At 70.3% G+C, this 17,240-nt stretch carries 19 protein-coding genes; 13 read left to right on the top strand and 6 right to left on the bottom strand.

Annotated elements, in window-relative coordinates; translation table 11 throughout:
• Positions 1–211: 211 nt before the first annotated feature.
• The 8 genes from BV907_RS10340 to BV907_RS10375 all read left to right on the top strand — a co-directional run bounded on the left by BV907_RS10340 (position 212) and on the right by BV907_RS10375 (position 6,963).
• Positions 212–1,483 (top strand): ABC transporter substrate-binding protein, encoded by a 1,272-nt coding sequence (locus tag BV907_RS10340; protein WP_245827903.1) that lies wholly within the window; start codon positions 212–214, stop codon positions 1,481–1,483.
• Between the two features lie 79 nt (positions 1,484–1,562).
• Positions 1,563–2,567, top strand: coding sequence for a carbohydrate ABC transporter permease (locus tag BV907_RS10345; protein WP_077489649.1), 1,005 nt, complete (start codon positions 1,563–1,565; stop codon positions 2,565–2,567).
• 1 nt (position 2,568) lies between these two features.
• Complete coding sequence (locus BV907_RS10350) at positions 2,569–3,453, top strand: carbohydrate ABC transporter permease (RefSeq protein ID WP_077489650.1); 885 nt, start codon at positions 2,569–2,571, stop codon at positions 3,451–3,453.
• On the top strand, positions 3,450–3,731 hold the full coding sequence (locus tag BV907_RS19335; RefSeq protein ID WP_245827904.1) for a hypothetical protein: 282 nt from the start codon (positions 3,450–3,452) through the stop codon (positions 3,729–3,731). Before BV907_RS10350 ends, BV907_RS19335 begins: the two co-directional genes overlap by 4 nt.
• A gap of 45 nt (positions 3,732–3,776) precedes the next feature.
• Entirely contained in the window at positions 3,777–4,790 is a 1,014-nt protein-coding gene (locus tag BV907_RS10360; protein ID WP_077489651.1) for a LacI family DNA-binding transcriptional regulator, read from the top strand.
• Between the two features lie 159 nt (positions 4,791–4,949).
• Complete coding sequence (locus BV907_RS10365; protein WP_139346713.1) at positions 4,950–5,891, top strand: hypothetical protein; 942 nt, start codon at positions 4,950–4,952, stop codon at positions 5,889–5,891.
• A gap of 92 nt (positions 5,892–5,983) precedes the next feature.
• Complete coding sequence (locus BV907_RS10370) at positions 5,984–6,391, top strand: phage holin family protein (protein WP_425441625.1); 408 nt, start codon at positions 5,984–5,986, stop codon at positions 6,389–6,391.
• Positions 6,388–6,963 carry a DUF3618 domain-containing protein gene (locus BV907_RS10375; RefSeq protein WP_077489654.1) on the top strand — a complete coding sequence of 192 codons (576 nt, stop codon included), beginning with the start codon at positions 6,388–6,390 and terminating at the stop codon, positions 6,961–6,963. The genes BV907_RS10370 and BV907_RS10375 overlap by 4 nt, the downstream gene beginning before the upstream one ends.
• A 16-nt stretch (positions 6,964–6,979) precedes the next feature.
• Here the strand turns inward: BV907_RS10375 and BV907_RS10380 are convergent, their stop codons facing one another.
• The 4 genes from BV907_RS10380 to BV907_RS10395 all read right to left on the bottom strand — a co-directional run bounded on the left by BV907_RS10380 (position 6,980) and on the right by BV907_RS10395 (position 10,625).
• Positions 6,980–7,807 carry a DUF8083 family protein gene (locus tag BV907_RS10380; protein WP_077489655.1) on the bottom strand — a complete coding sequence of 276 codons (828 nt, stop codon included), beginning with the start codon at positions 7,805–7,807 and terminating at the stop codon, positions 6,980–6,982.
• On the bottom strand, positions 7,804–8,616 hold the full coding sequence (locus BV907_RS10385) for an exodeoxyribonuclease III (RefSeq protein WP_077489656.1): 813 nt from the start codon (positions 8,614–8,616) through the stop codon (positions 7,804–7,806). Before BV907_RS10385 ends, BV907_RS10380 begins: the two co-directional genes overlap by 4 nt.
• A gap of 63 nt (positions 8,617–8,679) precedes the next feature.
• Entirely contained in the window at positions 8,680–9,312 is a 633-nt protein-coding gene (locus BV907_RS10390) for a response regulator (protein ID WP_077489657.1), read from the bottom strand.
• On the bottom strand, positions 9,309–10,625 hold the full coding sequence (locus BV907_RS10395) for a sensor histidine kinase (protein ID WP_077489658.1): 1,317 nt from the start codon (positions 10,623–10,625) through the stop codon (positions 9,309–9,311). Before BV907_RS10395 ends, BV907_RS10390 begins: the two co-directional genes overlap by 4 nt.
• Positions 10,626–10,806: 181 nt before the next feature.
• On the opposite strand from BV907_RS10395, the gene BV907_RS10400 reads away from it, so the two are divergent.
• Positions 10,807–11,394, top strand: a complete 588-nt coding sequence (locus tag BV907_RS10400; protein ID WP_077489659.1) for a GlcG/HbpS family heme-binding protein — start codon at positions 10,807–10,809, stop codon at positions 11,392–11,394.
• Positions 11,395–11,463: 69 nt separating this feature from the next.
• Positions 11,464–11,940, top strand: coding sequence for an ankyrin repeat domain-containing protein (locus BV907_RS10405; RefSeq protein ID WP_077489660.1), 477 nt, complete (start codon positions 11,464–11,466; stop codon positions 11,938–11,940).
• On the opposite strand, the gene nadE is transcribed toward BV907_RS10405, so the two are convergent.
• The gene (gene nadE / locus BV907_RS10410) at positions 11,937–12,782 is read right to left on the bottom strand and encodes an ammonia-dependent NAD(+) synthetase (protein WP_077489661.1); all 846 of its coding nucleotides are present in this window, start codon (positions 12,780–12,782) and stop codon (positions 11,937–11,939) included. The genes BV907_RS10405 and nadE overlap by 4 nt on opposite strands.
• Positions 12,783–12,883: 101 nt before the next feature.
• Here nadE and BV907_RS10415 point away from each other — a divergent pair, with 101 nt between their 5' ends.
• The 3 genes from BV907_RS10415 to BV907_RS10425 all read left to right on the top strand — a co-directional run bounded on the left by BV907_RS10415 (position 12,884) and on the right by BV907_RS10425 (position 16,167).
• Positions 12,884–13,975, top strand: a complete 1,092-nt coding sequence (locus BV907_RS10415; protein ID WP_077489662.1) for a Gfo/Idh/MocA family protein — start codon at positions 12,884–12,886, stop codon at positions 13,973–13,975.
• Positions 13,976–14,087: 112 nt separating this feature from the next.
• A complete protein-coding gene (locus tag BV907_RS10420; RefSeq protein WP_245827905.1) occupies positions 14,088–14,948 on the top strand; it encodes a sugar phosphate isomerase/epimerase family protein in 861 nt (286 codons plus the stop codon).
• Between the two features lie 52 nt (positions 14,949–15,000).
• On the top strand, positions 15,001–16,167 hold the full coding sequence (locus BV907_RS10425) for a Gfo/Idh/MocA family protein (protein WP_077489663.1): 1,167 nt from the start codon (positions 15,001–15,003) through the stop codon (positions 16,165–16,167).
• 34 nt (positions 16,168–16,201) lie between these two features.
• Here BV907_RS10425 and BV907_RS10430 read toward each other — a convergent pair whose 3' ends face one another.
• Positions 16,202–17,224, bottom strand: coding sequence for a LacI family DNA-binding transcriptional regulator (locus BV907_RS10430; RefSeq protein ID WP_077489664.1), 1,023 nt, complete (start codon positions 17,222–17,224; stop codon positions 16,202–16,204).
• Positions 17,225–17,240: the final 16 nt, after the last annotated feature.

Genomic DNA, 17,240 nt, shown 5'->3' on the forward strand with positions numbered 1-17,240 from the left:
CCTTCGGTCAACTTCTGAACGCAAACATGACATGGGAACTCCCGCGTTGATCACGGACCGGACACGAAATGCGTAAGCGCTTGCACGTGGAGTCGGCTCCACCCTAGTGTGAGGTCCACCACACACCCTCCGAGGCGGTTGTTCCATGAATGTCCAGCTGCCTTCGAACGACATGGGAGTCGAGCACATGAGTAACCGCAAGTTCTCCAGGATGACTTATCCGCTGGCAGCGGCAAGCGTCCTCGCCCTGACCCTCTCAGCGTGTGCCGGCGGCGGCGGCGGGACCGGCGGAGGCGCCGGCGGCAGCGATGCCGAAGCCAACCTCGACGGCCGAGGCCCCATCACCTACGTCCAGGGCAAGGACAACTCGAACGTCGTCCGCCCGCTCATCGAGAAGTGGAACGCGGCCCACCCGAACGAACAGGTCACCTTCAAGGAGCAGACCGACGAGGCAGACCAGCAGCACGACGACCTGGTCCAGAACTTCCAGGCGAAGAACGCCAACTACGACGTCATGAGCGTCGACCTCATCTGGGTCGCCGAGTTCGCTGCCAAGGGCTGGCTCCAGCCCCTCAAGGACAAGATGGCGATCTCCACGGACGGCCTGCTCAAGGCAACGGTCGAGAGCTCCACCTACAACAACACGCTGTACACCGTGCCCCAGACGTCTGATGGCGGCATGCTGTATTACCGCAAGGACCTCGTGCCCACTCCGCCCAAGACCTGGGACGAGATGATGAGCATGTGCTCCATCGCGAAGGAGAACAACATCGGCTGCTATGCCGGCCAGCACGCGAAGTATGAGGGCCTCACGGTCAACGCGGCCGAGGCGATCAACTCCTTCGGCGGGGAGATCGTCGACAACAGCGGCAAGGCGACGGTCAACTCCGATGAGGCCAAGGAGGGTCTCGGCAAGCTCGCCGAGGCCTACAAGGACGGGAACATCCCGGCCGAGGCCATCACGTACACCGAGGAGGAAGGCCGCATCGACTTCCAGGCAGGCAAGCTCCTGTTCCACCGCAACTGGCCGTACGTGTACAAGCTGGCCACGACCGAGGCGTCCTCGGCGGTCAAGGACGTGCTGGGCCTCGCACCGCTCCCCGGCATGAGCGGCCCGGGCGCCTCGTCGCTCGGCGGGCACAACGTCGGCGTCAGCGTGTACTCCAAGAACAAGGCCACTGCCCTGGACTTCCTCAAGTACATCATCAGCGAGGAGACCCAGCGGTTCTACGTGACCCAGGGGTCGCTGGCCCCGGCCATGGAGAAGCTGTACGACGACCCGCAGCTCGTCGCCCAGCTGCCCTACCTGACTACCCTCAAGACCTCGATCGAGAACGCTGTCCCGCGCCCGGTGACGCCGTTCTACCCCGCGGTCACGAAGGCGATTCAGGACAACGCCTACGCCGCGATGAAGGGGGAGAAGGCCGTCGACTCGGCCGTCTCTGACATGCAGTCGGCGATGGAAGCTGCAGGCGCCAAGTAGCAGCGGATCGGGCAGATGCCCGGGGGGGCAGCCGCCGAGGCGGCCTCCCGGGCATTCAGCCCGCCGGACAGGAGCAACAATGTCAACAGACGTGACGAAGAAGGCGCCCACCACCGAGGCGGCGCACCACATGCCGGGGCGCGAGAGCGCCGACCGGAAGCAGGTCACACAGGGCCGCTGGGCCAGCGTCCTGCTCGCCCCCTCCCTCATCCTCCTCGGGATCGTCATCATCTACCCGGTGGTGAACGCGATCATCATGTCCTTCCAGAAGGACTCCGGGCTGGACCCGGCCACGGGGTTCTTCGTCGAGGGCGGCCCAGCAGGGTTTGAGAACTACACCCACTGGCTGCTGCAGCAGTGCAACGGCGTACCTTGCCCTCCGGGCACGCTGGGCGCCCAGTTCTGGGACTCCTTCGGTGTGACGTTCTTCTTCACGGCCGTCACTGTGGCCCTTGAGACTGTCCTGGGCTTCTGGATGGCGGTCATCATGGCGCGTTCCTTCCGCGGCCGCAGTGCCATTCGTGCCGCCGTGCTGGTCCCGTGGGCCATCCCGACGGCAGTCACGGCCAAGCTCTGGTTCTTCATCTTCGCGTTCCAGGGCATCGCCAACCAGCTCTTCAACACGCAGATCCTCTGGACGGGCTCGGAGTGGCCAGCCAAGTGGGCGATCATCATCGCCGACGTCTGGAAGACCACGCCGTTCATGGCACTGCTCATCCTCGCCGGGCTCCAGCTCATCCCGGACGAGGTCTATGAGGCGGCCAAGGTCGACGGCGCGTCGGCGTGGCAGCGTTTCACGCTGATCACGCTCCCGCTCGTCAAGCCGGCCCTCATGGTGGCGATCCTGTTCCGCGTCCTCGATGCGCTGCGCATGTTCGACCTGCCGTACATCATGACCCAGGGCGCGAACGGCACCTCGACGCTGTCGATCCTCGTCGTGCAGCAGATCAGACAGGGCTTCAACACAGCGGCCGCGCTATCGACCATCACATTCCTCGTGATCTTCATCGTCGCATTCATCTTCGTCCGCTTCCTCGGCGCCAACGCCGTGGCCGCGGCGAGCACGGGGGGGAAGAAGAAGTAGCATGACCACGGCAACCGCAACCCGCACACACGTCGCCGAGGTTCCCACACGCCGCAAGGCGTTCGACTGGGGCCAGGTCCGCACCTACATCCAGGCCGCCATCATCCTCGTCTGGTGCCTTCTGCCCGCCTACTGGATGATCGTCACGGCCTTCCGTGAAGTCGCCTACACCTATGACCCGACCTTCTGGTTCACCCATGTGAGCCTGGAGAACTTCAGGACGGTGTTCGACGAGAGCCTTGGCAACCGCTTCGGCCAGGCTCTCCTGAACAGCCTGATCGTCGCCGGTATCACCACGCTCATCGCCCTGGTGGTCGGCGTCTTCGCTGCCTACGCCCTCGCGCGCTTGAACTTCCGCTTCAAGTTCCTGGTGCTCGGTTTCATCCTCGGCGCCTCGATGTTTCCCGGCGTGGCGCTCGTCACCCCGCTGTTCCAGCTGTTCACCAACATCGGCTGGATAGGCACCTACCAGGCGCTCATCATCCCGAACATCTCATTCGTGCTGCCGCTGACGGTGTACACGCTCACCTCCTTCTTCCGCGAGATGCCGTGGGAGCTCGAGGAGTCGGCTCGCATCGACGGCTGCACCCAAGGGCAGGCGTTCCGGAAGATCATCCTCCCGCTCGCCGCGCCGGCCACGTTCACGACCGCGATCCTCGCCTTCATCTCGGCATGGAACGAGTTCCTCATCGCGAGCCAGCTCTCGAATGACCAGACGAAGACGGTTACGGTGGCCATCGCCTCCTTCGCCGGCTCGGAGCCGATGCAGGAGCCGTATACCGCCGTCATGGCCGCGGGCACGCTCGTCACCATCCCGCTCGTTCTGCTAGTGCTCATCTTCCAGCGCAAGATCGTCGCCGGTCTCACGGCAGGAGCCGTGAAGTGACGGGTGGACGGGGAACTGAGCCCTTCCCGGTGGGGGGAGCGGCCTACCGCCGCTCCTCCCACCACCGGCAGGCCGTCGTCGAGCAGTTCGAGATCTTCATGGGCTTTCTGGCATTCTGGGGACTTGTTCTGCTCGTGGTCACCGTGTGGCACGAGATCACCGGTCAATTCGCGCTCGGCTGGGCGCTCGGACTCCTTGCCGTCGTACTCGCGATGGCGGGCCTGTGGGCCCTGCGGCGCAAGGTGCTGCGTGGGGAGCAGCACGAAGACAAGGGCTGAGGCCCGCCCGCCCGTGAGGACGGAAGAGGTTCGGGAGGGGCCACGGTGGTAGGGATCGAGGACGTCGCCGCGGCGGCGGGAGTTTCCACGGCGACGGTCTCCCGGGCCATCCGTGGCCTCCCGCGGGTCTCGCCCAAGACCCGGGCGAGGATCCTGGAGACGGCCAAGGAACTCGGCTACGTGCCGTCGTCTTCGGCGTCCCGCCTCGCGAGCGGGAAGACCCGCACGATCGGTGTCCTGGCCCCGTATGTCGACCGCTGGTTCTTCGGCAAGGCCATCGCCGGTGTGGACGAGGAGCTCCACGGCAAGGGCTACAACCTCTCCCTCTTCCACCTCGGCGGCCGCACCGCGCCGCGCGAACGCCTCTTCAGCCGCGCGATGGTGCACAAGCAGATCGACGCGATTCTCCTGCTGTGTATGTACCTCCATCCGGAGGAGATCGACGACCTGCACGCCATCGAGATGCCGCTCATCGTCATCGGGGGGCCGGTGCCGGGCTGCCCCAATGTGGGCATCGACGACTACAGGGCCGCCCGCACCATCACCGAGTACCTCATCGGGCTCGGGCACCGGCACATCTCCCTCCTGCATGGCCAGGACGATTCCGATCTCAACTTCTCGGTGCCCAAGATCCGCATGGAGGGGTTCCAGGACGCCGTCACCGCTGCGGGACTCGAGCTCCACCCAGACGCGTCGTTCTACGGCAACTTCACGGTGGAAAGCGGCATCGAGGCCATGCGCAAGTTCCTCGAGCTCCCCGAGCCTCGCCCGACGGCGATGGTGTGCGCATCCGACGAGATGGCGCTCGGCGCGCTCTTCGAAGCCCGTCGGCGCGGCGTCCGGGTGCCCGAGGAGCTCTCCATCGTCGGGATCGATGGCCACGAGATGGGTGCCGCCGTCGGCCTCACCACGGTGTGGCAGGACCCGTTGGCGCAGGCGCGGCGCGGGACGCAGATGCTGCTGGCCGAGCTCGCCGGCGAGGTGGGCGCCGTCCACAGTGAGACGGCCGAGCAGCGCCTCGTCGTCCGGGAGAGTACCGCGCCTCCCTCGCACGGCTAGGACCAGAATCCGGCCGGACCCACGAGCCGGCCGGGCCATAAGCCAGCCGGACCCACAAGCCGGCCGGGCGCCGTGCGCCTTCCGTGTTGAGTCTGCTGCGGGCGGGTAGTTCTACAGACGTCACCCGCTCAATCCAGACACGGAGTGCGAGGAATCATGATGACTGGTCCCCTGTCCAGCGGCCCCGGCGTCCCCGGACGCCACGAGTCCACGACGGCCGCAGCAAAGGAAGAAGCGCGAGGAGTCGCCCAGGAGGCTGCCGCATCGGCGGGCGCCGTGCGCGACGTCGCGAAAGAGGAAGCATCCGTCGTTGCCCATGAAGCTGCCTACCAGGCCAGGGACCTGCTGGCCCAGAGCCGCAGGGAGCTCATGGACCAGGCGGCCCACCAGCAGTCCCGGGCGGCAGAGGGTCTGAGGTCCATCCACCGCGAGCTCAGCTCAATGGCATCCGCCAGCGACGGGTCCGGCGTCGGGACCGATCTCGTCCGCCAGGCGGCGGAGAAGACGGCGTCCCTGGCGGACTGGCTCGACCAGCGCGACCCGGGGTCCCTTCTCGAGGACGTGAAGTCCTATGCGCGGCGCCGGCCGGGCATGTTCCTCGCGATCGCTGCCGGAGCCGGCCTTCTCGCGGGGCGGCTGAGTCGCTCGCTCGCGGCAGAGGCCACCGAGGACCGCGGCGGAGACTGGGGCGAGGAAGCGCGTCATCGCACGGCCCTTCCCGAGGGCTTTGACCGGACGCGGGCCGCGCGCGACTACCGCGAGGAGCAGGGCTACGGCGAGACGCCCATGAGGCAGAGTGCCATGGCCCAAACCCCCATGGCCCAACCCCCCATAGCGACCGCGGCGCAGGCCGGGTCGGCCTCCGGCGGCGCCTATCAGGCCGGCCCGGGGGAGGCCCCGTATGGCGCCCCGGTAGGGGACAGCGCCTACCCGCAGGCCGGCGAGACGGACGACGCGGCCGCCTCCGGTGACACCGACCGCGGCTCGGAGTACGAGACGCCGGCCGAGGCGGGCAAGCCGATCCCTGGTGTGGGGGACAAGGGCCGGATCCCGGTCGAGGAAGAGAACCGGCTCCGCCGTGAGGGGGATGAGCGGCGATGACCTACCCTCCGGACTATGGGTCGCCGGGCGCCCAGGGCTCGGCCGACGTGCCCCGCGCCGACGTGCCCCGCGCCGAGGTGCCCCGTGCCGACGTGCCCCCCGCAGAGGCCAAGGCAGCCACAACGTCCCTCGGCGACCTGATCGGCGACGTCGCGCAGGACCTCACGACGCTCATGCGGCAGGAGGTCGAGCTGGCCAAGGCCGAGTTCCGCGAGTCGGCCACGCGGGCGGGCAAGGGCGCTGGCATGTACGGCGGCGCGGGGGCGGCAGGACTCTTCGCCCTGTTGTTCCTCTCGCTCGCCCTCTGGTGGGCCCTGGGCGCGTCCCTGGTCGGCTTCGGCTGGTCCGCCGTGATCGTCGCGGTCATCTGGGCGATCGTGGCCGCAGTCCTCGCGTTCCGCGCCAAGAAGGAGATGGAGGCCGTCCGGGGCATGCCCCGCACGGCCGAGACGGTGAAGAAGATCCCCCCATCGCTCAAGCCGAGTGAGGAGCCACGATGAGCCAGAATCCCGATGCCATCCGAGCCGACATCGAACAGACCCGCGAGCGGCTCGGCTACGACGTCGACGCGGTGGCCGACAAGGTCAGCCCGTCACACGTCGCCCACCGCCAGACCGAGCGGGTCAAGGGCGCCATGACCGACATGAAGGACCGGATCATGGGCACGGCCGACGACGTCACGACCGGGGCGCGCAGTGCGGCGGAGGATGCCGGGGCCGCCGTCGAGCGCGTCGAGCGGAAGGTTATGCGGAAGACGCAGGGCAACCCCCTCGCCGCGGGCCTCATCGCCTTCGGCGCCGGCCTCCTCCTCTCCTCGCTCATTCCGCCGAGCGAGAAGGAGCGGGAGGCGGCGCGGGCCATCAAGGAGAAGGCCGAGCCCATGACCCAGGAGCTCTCCGGCGCAGCGTCCGAGATGGCGGAGCACCTCAAGGAGCCGGCCCGCGAGGCCGTCGAAAACGTCAGGCAGTCGGCATCTGAGGGGGTGCAGGCCGTCAAGGAGGAGGCACAGGAGCAGGGCGCTGCAGTCCAGGACCGGACGCAGCAGGCCCAGCGGCATCTGCGCGAGACCTGACGCGGGGCGCGGTCGCTCAGGAAGCCCGCGCGAGCTGGCGGATGGGGATCCAGCGCGAGGCGAGCCGGCGGTACGCTGCGGCGGCCCCGGTCAAGTCGCCCTCGGCGAGGCACTCGATGCCGAGCAGGACGTCGAGCGGGGACTCGTCGGGGTGGACCCGATCCGCGACGGACCCGTAGTCGAGCTCGATGGCGGAGTCCGGATGGAACTCCTCGAGCCATTCGGTGAGCGTCGTCAGCTCGTCGAGCATATTCATCTCGGGCGCCGCGAGCGCGAGGTTGGCCACGGCAAACCGCGCACGCCCGATCGCGCGGGACCACGTCGCCGTGATCCGCACGGTCCGGATGTGGCCCTCGTCCTCGACGACCTCGGTCGGGTCCTGCTGGTGGAACAGGACGAACCAGCTGAACGGGATGCCCCACAGCGACTCCCGCGTGTTCACGCGCGGCGTGGCGGACTCGGCCGCGATGCGGTCCACGCGCTCCTGGTGCCGCGACCGCGCGTCCTCGGGCAGGAGCACGTCGGCCAGAGAGGCCGGGGCGGTGGTCAGGACGGACTCGGCCGCGAGCCCCGCCCTGAGCACGAGCTGGGACGGGCAGTACAGTGTGCGCCCGTCCACGGTGAGCGTCCGCGTGAACTCCGTGCCGCTGTCCGGGAAGGGGTCCCCCGTGGCGGAGATGATCCGGCCGATCGCCGCCTCCGCCTCGGCCTGGTCGAGCTTGCGCCGTCCGGGCCCGCGTTCGGCGATGCTGTGCTCCATCCGGGCGCGCTCCTCGGAGCCGAATGCCTCGATCGGCTCGTAGACGCGCAGCTGCGAGGCGAACGGCCGCCCCTGCAGGGTCACTGCTCCTCCGCCAGCTCCACAACGACCGGCGCATGGTCCGAGGCTCCCTTGCCCTTGCGCTCCTCGCGGTCGATGTGCGCGTTGACCACGCGCGCGGCGAGCGAGGGGGAGGCGAGCACGAAATCGATGCGCATGCCCTCCTTCTTGGGGAAGCGCAGCTGCGTGTAGTCCCAGTAGGTGTAGACGCCCGGTCCGGGCGCGTGGCGCCGCACGACGTCCTCGAAGCCCGTGGCCTCGAACGCCCGGAAGGCGTCCCGCTCGGGCTCCGAGACGTGGGTGAGCCCCTCGGTGCGGAAGTACTCGATGTCCCACACGTCGTCGTCCTGCGGGGCAATGTTCCAGTCGCCCATGAGCGCGATCTGGGCCTTCGGGTCGTCCGAGAGCCACTCCGCGGCGTGGCCGTTGAGGACCTTGAGCCAGTCGAGCTTGTACGGCATGTGCTCGTCGTTGAGCGCGCGGCCGTTCGGCACGTAGAGGCTCCAGACGCGCACGCCCCCACACGTGGCGGCCATCGCGCGGGCCTCCTGGACCGGGTCCTTGCCGCTCTTGCCGAAGGTTGGCTGGTCCGGGAACGTGCGCTCGACGTCGGTCATGCCCACGCGGGAGGCGATCGCGACGCCGTTCCACTGGCTCACGCCGAAGTGCGCGACCTCGTAGCCGTTGCGCTCGAAGAGCTCCCACGGGAAGTTGTCGTCCTTGCACTTGGTCTCCTGGAGTGCGAGGACGTCCACGTCACTGCGCAGGAGCCAGCTCTCGACGCGGTCGGCGCGGGCTCGGAGGGAGTTCACATTCCAGGTAGCGATCTTCACGCGCCCACGCTATCAACCCGGGCCGGATCCGGCACTGTGCCTCTGGCACAGCGAACACAGCATTCACCGCATGCCCTCGCGCCGTAGCGCCGCGGCGATCGCGGCGGCCCGCGAATCGACGCCGAGCTTGGCGTAGATATGGGCCAGGTGCGACTTGACGGTCGCCTCGGAGATGAAGAGCCGGCGGCTCAGCTCGCGGTTGCTCAGGCCCTCGGTGAGCAGGCCGAGGAGCTCGGCCTCGCGCGGGGTGAGGGCCTCCTGCGGGCGGGCTCGTTGCCTGAACAGCTTGGACGCGACGGGCGCGCTCATCACGGGGCGGCCGACGGCGGCGCCCCGCACCGCGGCGAAGATCTCCTCGGGGGAGGCGTCCTTGAGCACGTACCCCATGGCCCCGGCGTCGACGGCCCGGACGATGTCCGCGTCCGAGTCGTAGGTCGTGAAGACGATGACGGCCTGCCCGGGCCGGGCCGCGCGCATCCGGCGGATGGCCTCGATGCCGTCCATCCCGGCCCCCATGCCGAGGTCCATGACGACGACGTCGGGCCGGTGCTGCTCGGCGAGCACAAGGGCCGCGGCGCCGCTGCCGGCCTCGGCCACGACCTCGAGATCCTTCTGCGTGCCCAGGAGGGCGCGCAGGCCCGAACGGACGACGAGGTGGTCATCGCACAGGAGGATGGTGAGGCGCTGTCCGCTCACGACGCCGGCCCCCCGCCGGAGGCGGTCGGGTCGCCGCCGGCGCGCGCCCCACCGCCGTCGGCCGTGTCGCCGTCGTGGCCGCCGGTGGGCACCTCGGCGGCCACGATCGTGCCCTCGCCGGGCGCGCTCTCGACCGAGAACGCGCCCCCGAGCTGTTCGATGCGCTGGCGCATCGCGCGCAGCCCGTAGCCGCCGGACGCCGAGGGCTCGGCGACCGCGGCGGGGTCGAAGCCGCGGCCGGAGTCGTGCACGTCCACGGTGACGGCATCGGGCAGGAACGCGACGCTGAGCGTGACTTCGGCCGGGCCCGCGTGCCGGCGCACGTTCGCCGCGGCGCTCGCCACGACGCGCAGGAGCGCGTGCCGCACCTCGGCCGGGACCTCGCGCGGGACCCCGCTCACGTGCAGCCGCGGCTCCTCGACGTAGCGGGCCGCGGCGCGGAGGAGGGCCTCGGGCAGGGGAGAGGCGTCGAGGCCCGGCGCCGCGAGGTCGTGGACCAGGGCGCGCGTGTCGGCGATGCTCTCGCGCAGGAGGGCCGCGGCGTCGCGCACCTCCTCGCGCCCGGGCCCGCCGCCCGAGCGCTGCGCGGCCTCGAGCAGGAGCAGGCTCGAGGCGAGGCCCTGCGTCACGGTGTCGTGGATCTCGCGCGAGACGCGGGTGCGCTCCTCCGCGGCCCCCGCGCGGCGCTGGCTCTCGGCCAGCTCGGCGCGGGTGCCCGAGAGCGTCTGCTCGAGCCGCGCCTGCTGGCGCGCGTCCTCCTCGATCCGCTCCGAGACGAGGGTCAAGAGCACGCCGGCCGCGAGTGGCCCGAGGAGCATCGCGAGGTCCGTGTAGCCGCTGAGCTTGAAGAGCCCGACGGCGGTCGCCAGCGCGAGCACGGCCGTCGCCGCCCGCACGGCCCGGCCGCCGGAGAACCCGTGCCCGGCGCGGCCGTCGGCGGCCGCCGCGGGGACGGCCGAAGAAAACACAGCGCGGAACAGGAAGAACAGCGGCAGCGAGCACCATGCGAAGCTCGGGGCGAGGACGACGAGCGCGCTCCACGCCGCGAGGACGGCCACGCCGACGGCCCGCCGCGCCCCGGCGCCCGCCGGCACGAGGGCCAGGACGGCGTAGAGGGCGCTCGCGGTCATCGACAGCGCGAGGACCGGGACGTTCTCCTCGGGGCTGTGCCGCATGACGTACCGGACGCCCGCCGCGACGAGGAGCACCGCGAAGCTCGCGTGCACGACGGCCTCGATCCGGCGCGGGCCGGCGGGGCTGGCTGCCGGGCTGGCAGCCCGGCCGGCTGCTGCGCTTGAGGCTGACGTGGGCATGCCGCCATGCTAGGCCCGCGCCGGCAGTCCCGCGCCTCTTCCCGCCCTGGGCGAGGGATCTCATCCTTTTGTCTAGTGCGGCCCACCCTCCTGGCCGATGCCGCCGCCCGCCCGTCCCCGGAAGCATGGAGCGAAGGGGCAGCCCGACGCTGCCTGTGATGTCCGACCCACCGGAGGAACCGTGAAGAAGAGCACCGCACTCACCGCAGCCGTCAGCGCCCTGGTCCTGACGGGCGGCATCACCGTCGCCGCCAACGCCGCAGGCACGACGAACGCAGCGAACACAGCCGTGCGGCAACAGCCCGCGCCGCAGGCCGTGCCCGCCGTCGACATCCCCGCCGGCCAGGGCACGACCGTCGCCCAGAGCCGCGTCTCGGCGACCGCCTCCGCGAACGCCGTCCAGGCCGCGCTCGCGAAGTGCGCGGCGGACAGGCTGCCGTTCGTGACGGTCGCCGTCGTGGACCGCTTCGGGACCGTCCAGGCGCTCCTGCGCGGGGACAACGCCGCCGAGCACACGATCGAGGCCGCCCAGCAGAAGGCCTACACGGCTGCCGCATTCGGCGCCCCCACGAGCGAGCTCGCGGGCCGGATCAGCGGCAACGGCAAGCCCTCGATCGCGGACCTGCCGGGCACGCTGTTCCTGGCCGGCGGGATTCCGCTCAAGGTCAACGGCGTGTCCGTCGCGGGCATCGGCGTGGGCGGCGCGCCCGACGGCGCCCTGGACGAGGCGTGCGCGACCGCGGGCGCCGAGGCGATCCTCGCGGGGTGATGCGGGTGACCCGAACGGGGACAGGGGCGGGGCCGCGCGCGGCCGCGCGGGTCGCAGCCCTGGCCGCTCGTGGCCGCGACCAAGCGCCGGGACCTCGCGGAGGTGCGCCGGCTCATCGACGCGGGTGGGGACGTCAACGCGAAGGACCCGATCCAGGACTCCGCGTTCCTCTACGCGGGCGCCGAGGGGTTCATCGAGATCCTCGAGCTGACCCTTGCCCACGGCGCGGACGTGCGCAGCACCAACCGCTTCGGCGGCACGGCCCTCATCCCGGCGAGCGAGCACGGGCACGTCGAGGCCGTCAGGATCCTCATCGCCGCAGGCGTGCCCGCCAACCACGTCAACAACCTCGGCTGGACCGCGATGCAGGAGGCCATCCTGCTCAACGACGGCGGGCCGCGCCAGCAGGAGACCGTGCGGCTCCTGCTGGAGGCCGGCGCCGATCCGGGCATCCGCGACCCCCAGGGGCGCACGGCGCTCCAGAACGCCGAGCGGCTCGGCTACGCCGAGATCGCGGCGATCATCCGCTCCAGCGGACGCCTCTAGCGGGCGGGGACGTCCGCCGTCTCGCGCCACCACGTGTCGAAGATCGTCACGGGGACGGCGCGCTTGTGCCGCGTGCGGAAGTACTTGTGCTCGATGGTCTCGGCGATCTCCGCCGGGACCTCGCGGCCCTCGAGGTAGTCGTCGATCTGGTCGTAGCTCAGGCCGAGCTCGTGCTCGTCCGTGCGGCCGGGCTGGTCGTCGAGGAGATCGGCGGTGGGGACCTTCCTCCAGATCCGCTCCACGGCGCCCAGATGGTGCAGGATCTGCCGGTTCTGGCGCTTGTTGAGGCCGAACAGCGGCAGGATGTCCGCGCCGCCGTCGCCATATTTCGTGAAGAATCCCGTCACCGACTCGGCGCCGTGGTCGGTGCCGATCACGAGCAGGTTCCTCTCGCCCGCGAGGGCGTACTGCGCGATCATCCGCGCCCGGGCCTTCACGTTGCCCTTGCCGAAGTCGCTCAGCTCGGCGCCGGTGGACTCGGCGAACTGATCGTCGATTCCGTCCACGGCGGGCTTGACGTTGAAGGTCCACTGGGTCTTGGGGCGCACGAACTCGAGGGCCGCCTGCGCGTCCTCCTCGTCGTGCTGGACGCCGTAGGGGAGGCGCACGGCCACGAAGTCCGCCTCGACGCCCTCCTCGGCCAGGGACTCGACCGCGAGCTGGGCGAGCCGGCCCGCGAGCGAGGAGTCGAGCCCGCCGCTGATGCCGAGCACGAATCCCTTCGTGTGCGTCGCCTTGAGGTAGCCCTTGAGGAACTCGACGCGGTCCGCCACCTCCCGTGCGGGGTCGATCTCGGGCTTGACGCCCATCTCCTCGATGATCTTCGCCTGGAGTTCGCGCATGGGCCTAGCGTACTGCAGGGCCCCGACAGCCTTCAGTGAGCATCTGGCAACGGATCGGCAAACGCTTGCCCTCGATGGGCCGCGGTCACTAGCGTGAGGCCATGTCCGCCGACGTGCCTCGTCATGCCCTGCCCGTTCCGGCCGATCCTGCCCGGCTGCGCGTCGCCGTCGTCGGCTGCGGGGACATCTCGTCGGTGCACCTCGCTGCGGTCGCGGCGAACGACGGCGCGGTGCTGGCCGCCGTCGTCGACACCGACCCCACGGCGCGCGCCGCGGCCCACGCCGCCCACGGCGTGCCCGGGTTCGCGAGCCTCGGCGAGCTGATCGCCGCGGGGGCCGCCGACGTCGTCCACCTCTGCACGCCGCACAGCACCCATGCCGCGCTCGCCGAGGAGGCGCTCGCTGCCGGCGTCCACGTGCTCGCGGAGAAGCCCGTCGCGCACACGCTCGCCGACGCCGAGCGGCTCGCGGAGGCCGCGGAGAAGGCGTTCGCGGCGAGCGGGGCGCAGCTCGGCGTGTGCTTCCAGAACCGCTACAACGCGCCCGTCCGCGCGATGCGGGTGATGCTCGACGGCGGCCAGCTCGGCCAGGTGCTCGGCGCCCAGGCCACCGTCATGTGGCACCGAACCCCCGCGTACTACGCGGCGCGGCCGTGGCGCGGCACGTGGGCCGGCAGCGGCGGCGGCCTGCTCATGAACCAGGCGATCCACACCCTCGATCTCCTCCAGTGGCTCGTGGGCCCGGCCCGCGTCGTGGGCGGCGGAGCGTCGGCGCGCGCGCTCGCGGGCGCGATCGAGGTCGAGGACACCGCGGACATCCTGCTCGAGCACGCGGCCGGCACGCGCGACGGCGTCGAGCAGCCGCCCGTCCGGAGCGCCTTCTTCGCGACGAACGCCAACGGCGTCAACGCCCCAGTGACCCTGGACATCCAGGCGGAGGCCGCCGAGCTGAGCCTGCGCGGGGATCTCACCGTGCGGTGGGCTGACGGGCGCACCGAGACGGTGCGCGAGCACGGTGTCCTGGCGGGGGACCGGGCCTACTGGGGCGTGTCCCACGAGCTGCTCATCGACGACTTCTACCGCGCCGTGCGCGCGGGGGAGCGGTTCTGGATCGGCGCCGAGGAGGCCATGGGATCGCTGCGGCTCATCAAGGACGTCTACGCGCGCTCCTACGCGCCGGGGGACTGGGTCTAGGATCGCTCGCGACCCCGCGGAGCAGGACCTCTGGCAACTGATGGCAAACGGTTTCCATCCGAGGGGCGCGCGGCCTACCGTGGTCGTGGAAACGCACGGACGAAGGAGAACCATGGCCAGGATCGGCGTGCAGGCGATGATGCTCAAGGACAGCTTCGCGGAGGTCGGACCCTTCGAGACGCTCCGCAAGGTCGCGGACCTCGGCTACCGCGCCGTCGAGGTCTCCCAGATCCCGATGGACACCGAGAACGTCGCCGAGCTCGAACGGGCCAGGACCGAACTCGGCATCGAGTTCGCCGCCCTCTCGGCCCAGGTCGACGGCGCCGCGGGCGAGACCCCCTACGCGGTCCTGAACGACCTCGAGCGGACGGTCGCCGACTGCCAGCGACTCGGGACGAAGATGCTGCGGATCGGCATGCTGCCGATGGGCGAGCTCCGGTCGAGGCAGACAGTCGAGGACTACGCGAAGCGCGCGAACGAGGCCGCCGAGGCCCTCGCCGAGCACGGCATCGCCCTGTACTACCACAACCACCACGTGGAGTTCGCGAAGATCGACGGCCGCCATGTCCTGGACATCCTCGCCGACACCGCGCCGGCCATGGGGCTCGAGATCGACGTGCACTGGGTGGCGCGCGGGGGCCTCGACCCCGTGCGCACCCTGCAGAAGTACGCCGGCCGCACGGCCATGGTGCACCTCAAGGACTACCGGATCGGCGCGCTCTCGGACGAGGGCATCGCGGCCTGGGAGGCTGGCGACTTCGCCGCGTTCATGGGCCACTTTGCCTCCGTCGTCCAATTCGCCGAGGTGGGGGAGGGCAACCTCGACTTCGCCTCGATCGTCCCTGCGGCCATCGACGCCGGCGCGCAGTACCTCCTCGTGGAGCAGGACCAGCTCTACGGCCGGACCGTCTTCGAGGCCCTCAAGACCTCCCTCGACAACCTCGTCGCCCTCGGTTTCGGCGACCTCTTCTAGACACGTCCTCCCCAGAACGAACGGAGCAACCACCTATGAGGAGCAACCACCTATGAGCAGGAAAGTCCGCCTCGGCATCGTCGGCTTCGGCGCCCAGGGCAGCGCCTACGCCCGCTTCATCGCCGAGGGCCTCGTGCCGAACGTCGAGCTCGTCGCCGTCGTCGATACCGACCCCGCGAAGAAGGAGGTCGTCGCGGAGCGCTACCCCGAGGTCCAGTTCTTCGACGACTACGTCACGCTCCTGGACAGTGGCGCCGTCGAGGCCGTCGTCACGACCGTCCCGCACTACCTTCACCCGCAGATGGGCATCCAGGCGCTCGAGCGCGGCATCCACGTGCTGCTCGAGAAGCCCGCGGGCGTCTACACGAAGCAGGTCGCCGAGCTCAACGCCTTCGCGGCCGCGAAGCCCGAGCTCACCTTCGCGATCATGTTCAACCAGCGCAACAACCCGCTCTACCGCCGGCTCAAGGAGATCGTCGACGCCGGCGAGATCGGCGCGATCCGGCGCACCAACTGGATCATCACCACGTGGTGGCGGCCGCAGGGCTACTATGACCAGTCCGCGTGGCGCGCCACCTGGGGCGGCGAGGGCGGCGGCGTGCTCGTCAACCAGGCTCCGCACCAGCTCGACCTGTGGCAATGGATCTGCGGCGCCCCGAAGTCGGTGTACTCCAAGGTCGCGTACGGCTTCCGTCGCGACATCGCCGTCGAGGACGAGGTCACCGCCGTGGTGGACTATGGCGACGGCGCGACGGGGGTCTTCGTCACCGCGACGCACGACATGGTCGGGACCGACCGCTTCGAGATCCTCGGCGACGCCGGCAAGATCGTCGTCGAGAACTCGAAGACCGCGGTCGTGACCCGGCTCAAGCGGCCCGAGCGCGAGATCAGCGACGGCATGGGCATCGAGGACGTGAAGAAGATGTTCATGGGCCAGTTCGACCCGGCCGAGCTCTACGCCCAGGAGACGCTCGAGTTCGAGTCGGAGTGGGGCGCGCAGCACTCCGGCGTGATCGAGAACTTCGCCGCGAACATCCTCGACGGCACCCCCCTCCTTGCACCGGGCAGCGACGGCATGGTCGGCGTGCGGCTCGCCAACGCGATCCATCTCTCGAGCTGGAAGGGCGAGGAGGTCCCGCTCGACTTCGACGAGGACGAGTTCCTGGCCCGGCTCAACGAGCGCATCGCCGAGGAGGGCCAGTACCCCGAGCGCGCCTGACGCCTCCCACCCGCCGGATCCGGCCCCCAGCCCGTCAGTGGCCGGGGGCCGGGCCCGTCGAGGAGCGGATCTCGAGGTGCGTCGGCATGACGGCGAGCTTGCGGGGCGTGCCGCCGCGCAGAGGGTCGAGCTGGGCCAGGAGCATCGAGACGGCGGTGCGGCCGGCCTGCTCGATCGGCGAGGCGATGGTCGTGAGCGGCGGGTTGCAGAAGTCCGCGCCGAAGATGTCGTCGCACCCCACGATGCTGACGTCCTCGGGGACGCGCACCCCACGCTCGCGGAAGCGCTGGAGCATGCCGATCGCGATGAGGTCGTTGAAGGCGATGAACGCCGTCGCTCCCGTGCGCAGGGCCGAGTCCGCCGCGGCCGCGCCCGAGGACGTCTTGGGGGTGTACGGCCCGATCTTCGAGATCTCCATGCCGCGGCGCGAGGCGGCCTCCTGGAGGGCATTCCACCGCCGGTGAGTGGACCAGGAGCTCGTCGGGCCGCCCACGTAGGTGACCTTGCGGTGCCCGAGCGAGTCGAGGTGCTCGAGTGCCTGGACCATCGCCCCGGGGGTGTCGATGAGCACGGTGGGCGCGTCCGCCGTCGCCCGGTTGATCGTCACGAGCGGCTGGCGCGCGGCTGCGTCCGCGAGCTGCTGGTCGGTCAGGCGCGAGGCGGCGAGGATGATGCCGTCGGCCGTGCGGCGCAGCCGGCGCAGCGCCTCGAGCTCGACGTCGGTGGCCTCCTCGGTGTCGACGAGCAGCTGGGTGTAGCCGGCGGCCTTCAGCTGGTTCTGCGTGCCGCGGATGATGTCGAAGTAGAACGGGTTCGTCACATCGGGGACGAGGACGGCGATGGCGCCCGTGCGGCCCGAGCTCAGGCCGCGGGCCTGGGTGCTCGGGACGTAATTGAGCTGGGCGGCGATGCGCTCGATCTTCTCGCGCGTGCGGGCATTGACGCGCTGCGGATTCGCCAGCGCCCGGGAGACGGTCGACGTCGCGACGCCGGCCCTCTCGGCGATGTCCCGGATGGTCGGCATCCGGTCCTGCGGCATCGGGGATTCCTCGGTCATGCACTCCATTGCAGCA

This window comes from Sinomonas mesophila, assembly GCF_001999765.1.
GTDB classification, from domain to species: domain Bacteria; phylum Actinomycetota; class Actinomycetes; order Actinomycetales; family Micrococcaceae; genus Sinomonas; species Sinomonas mesophila.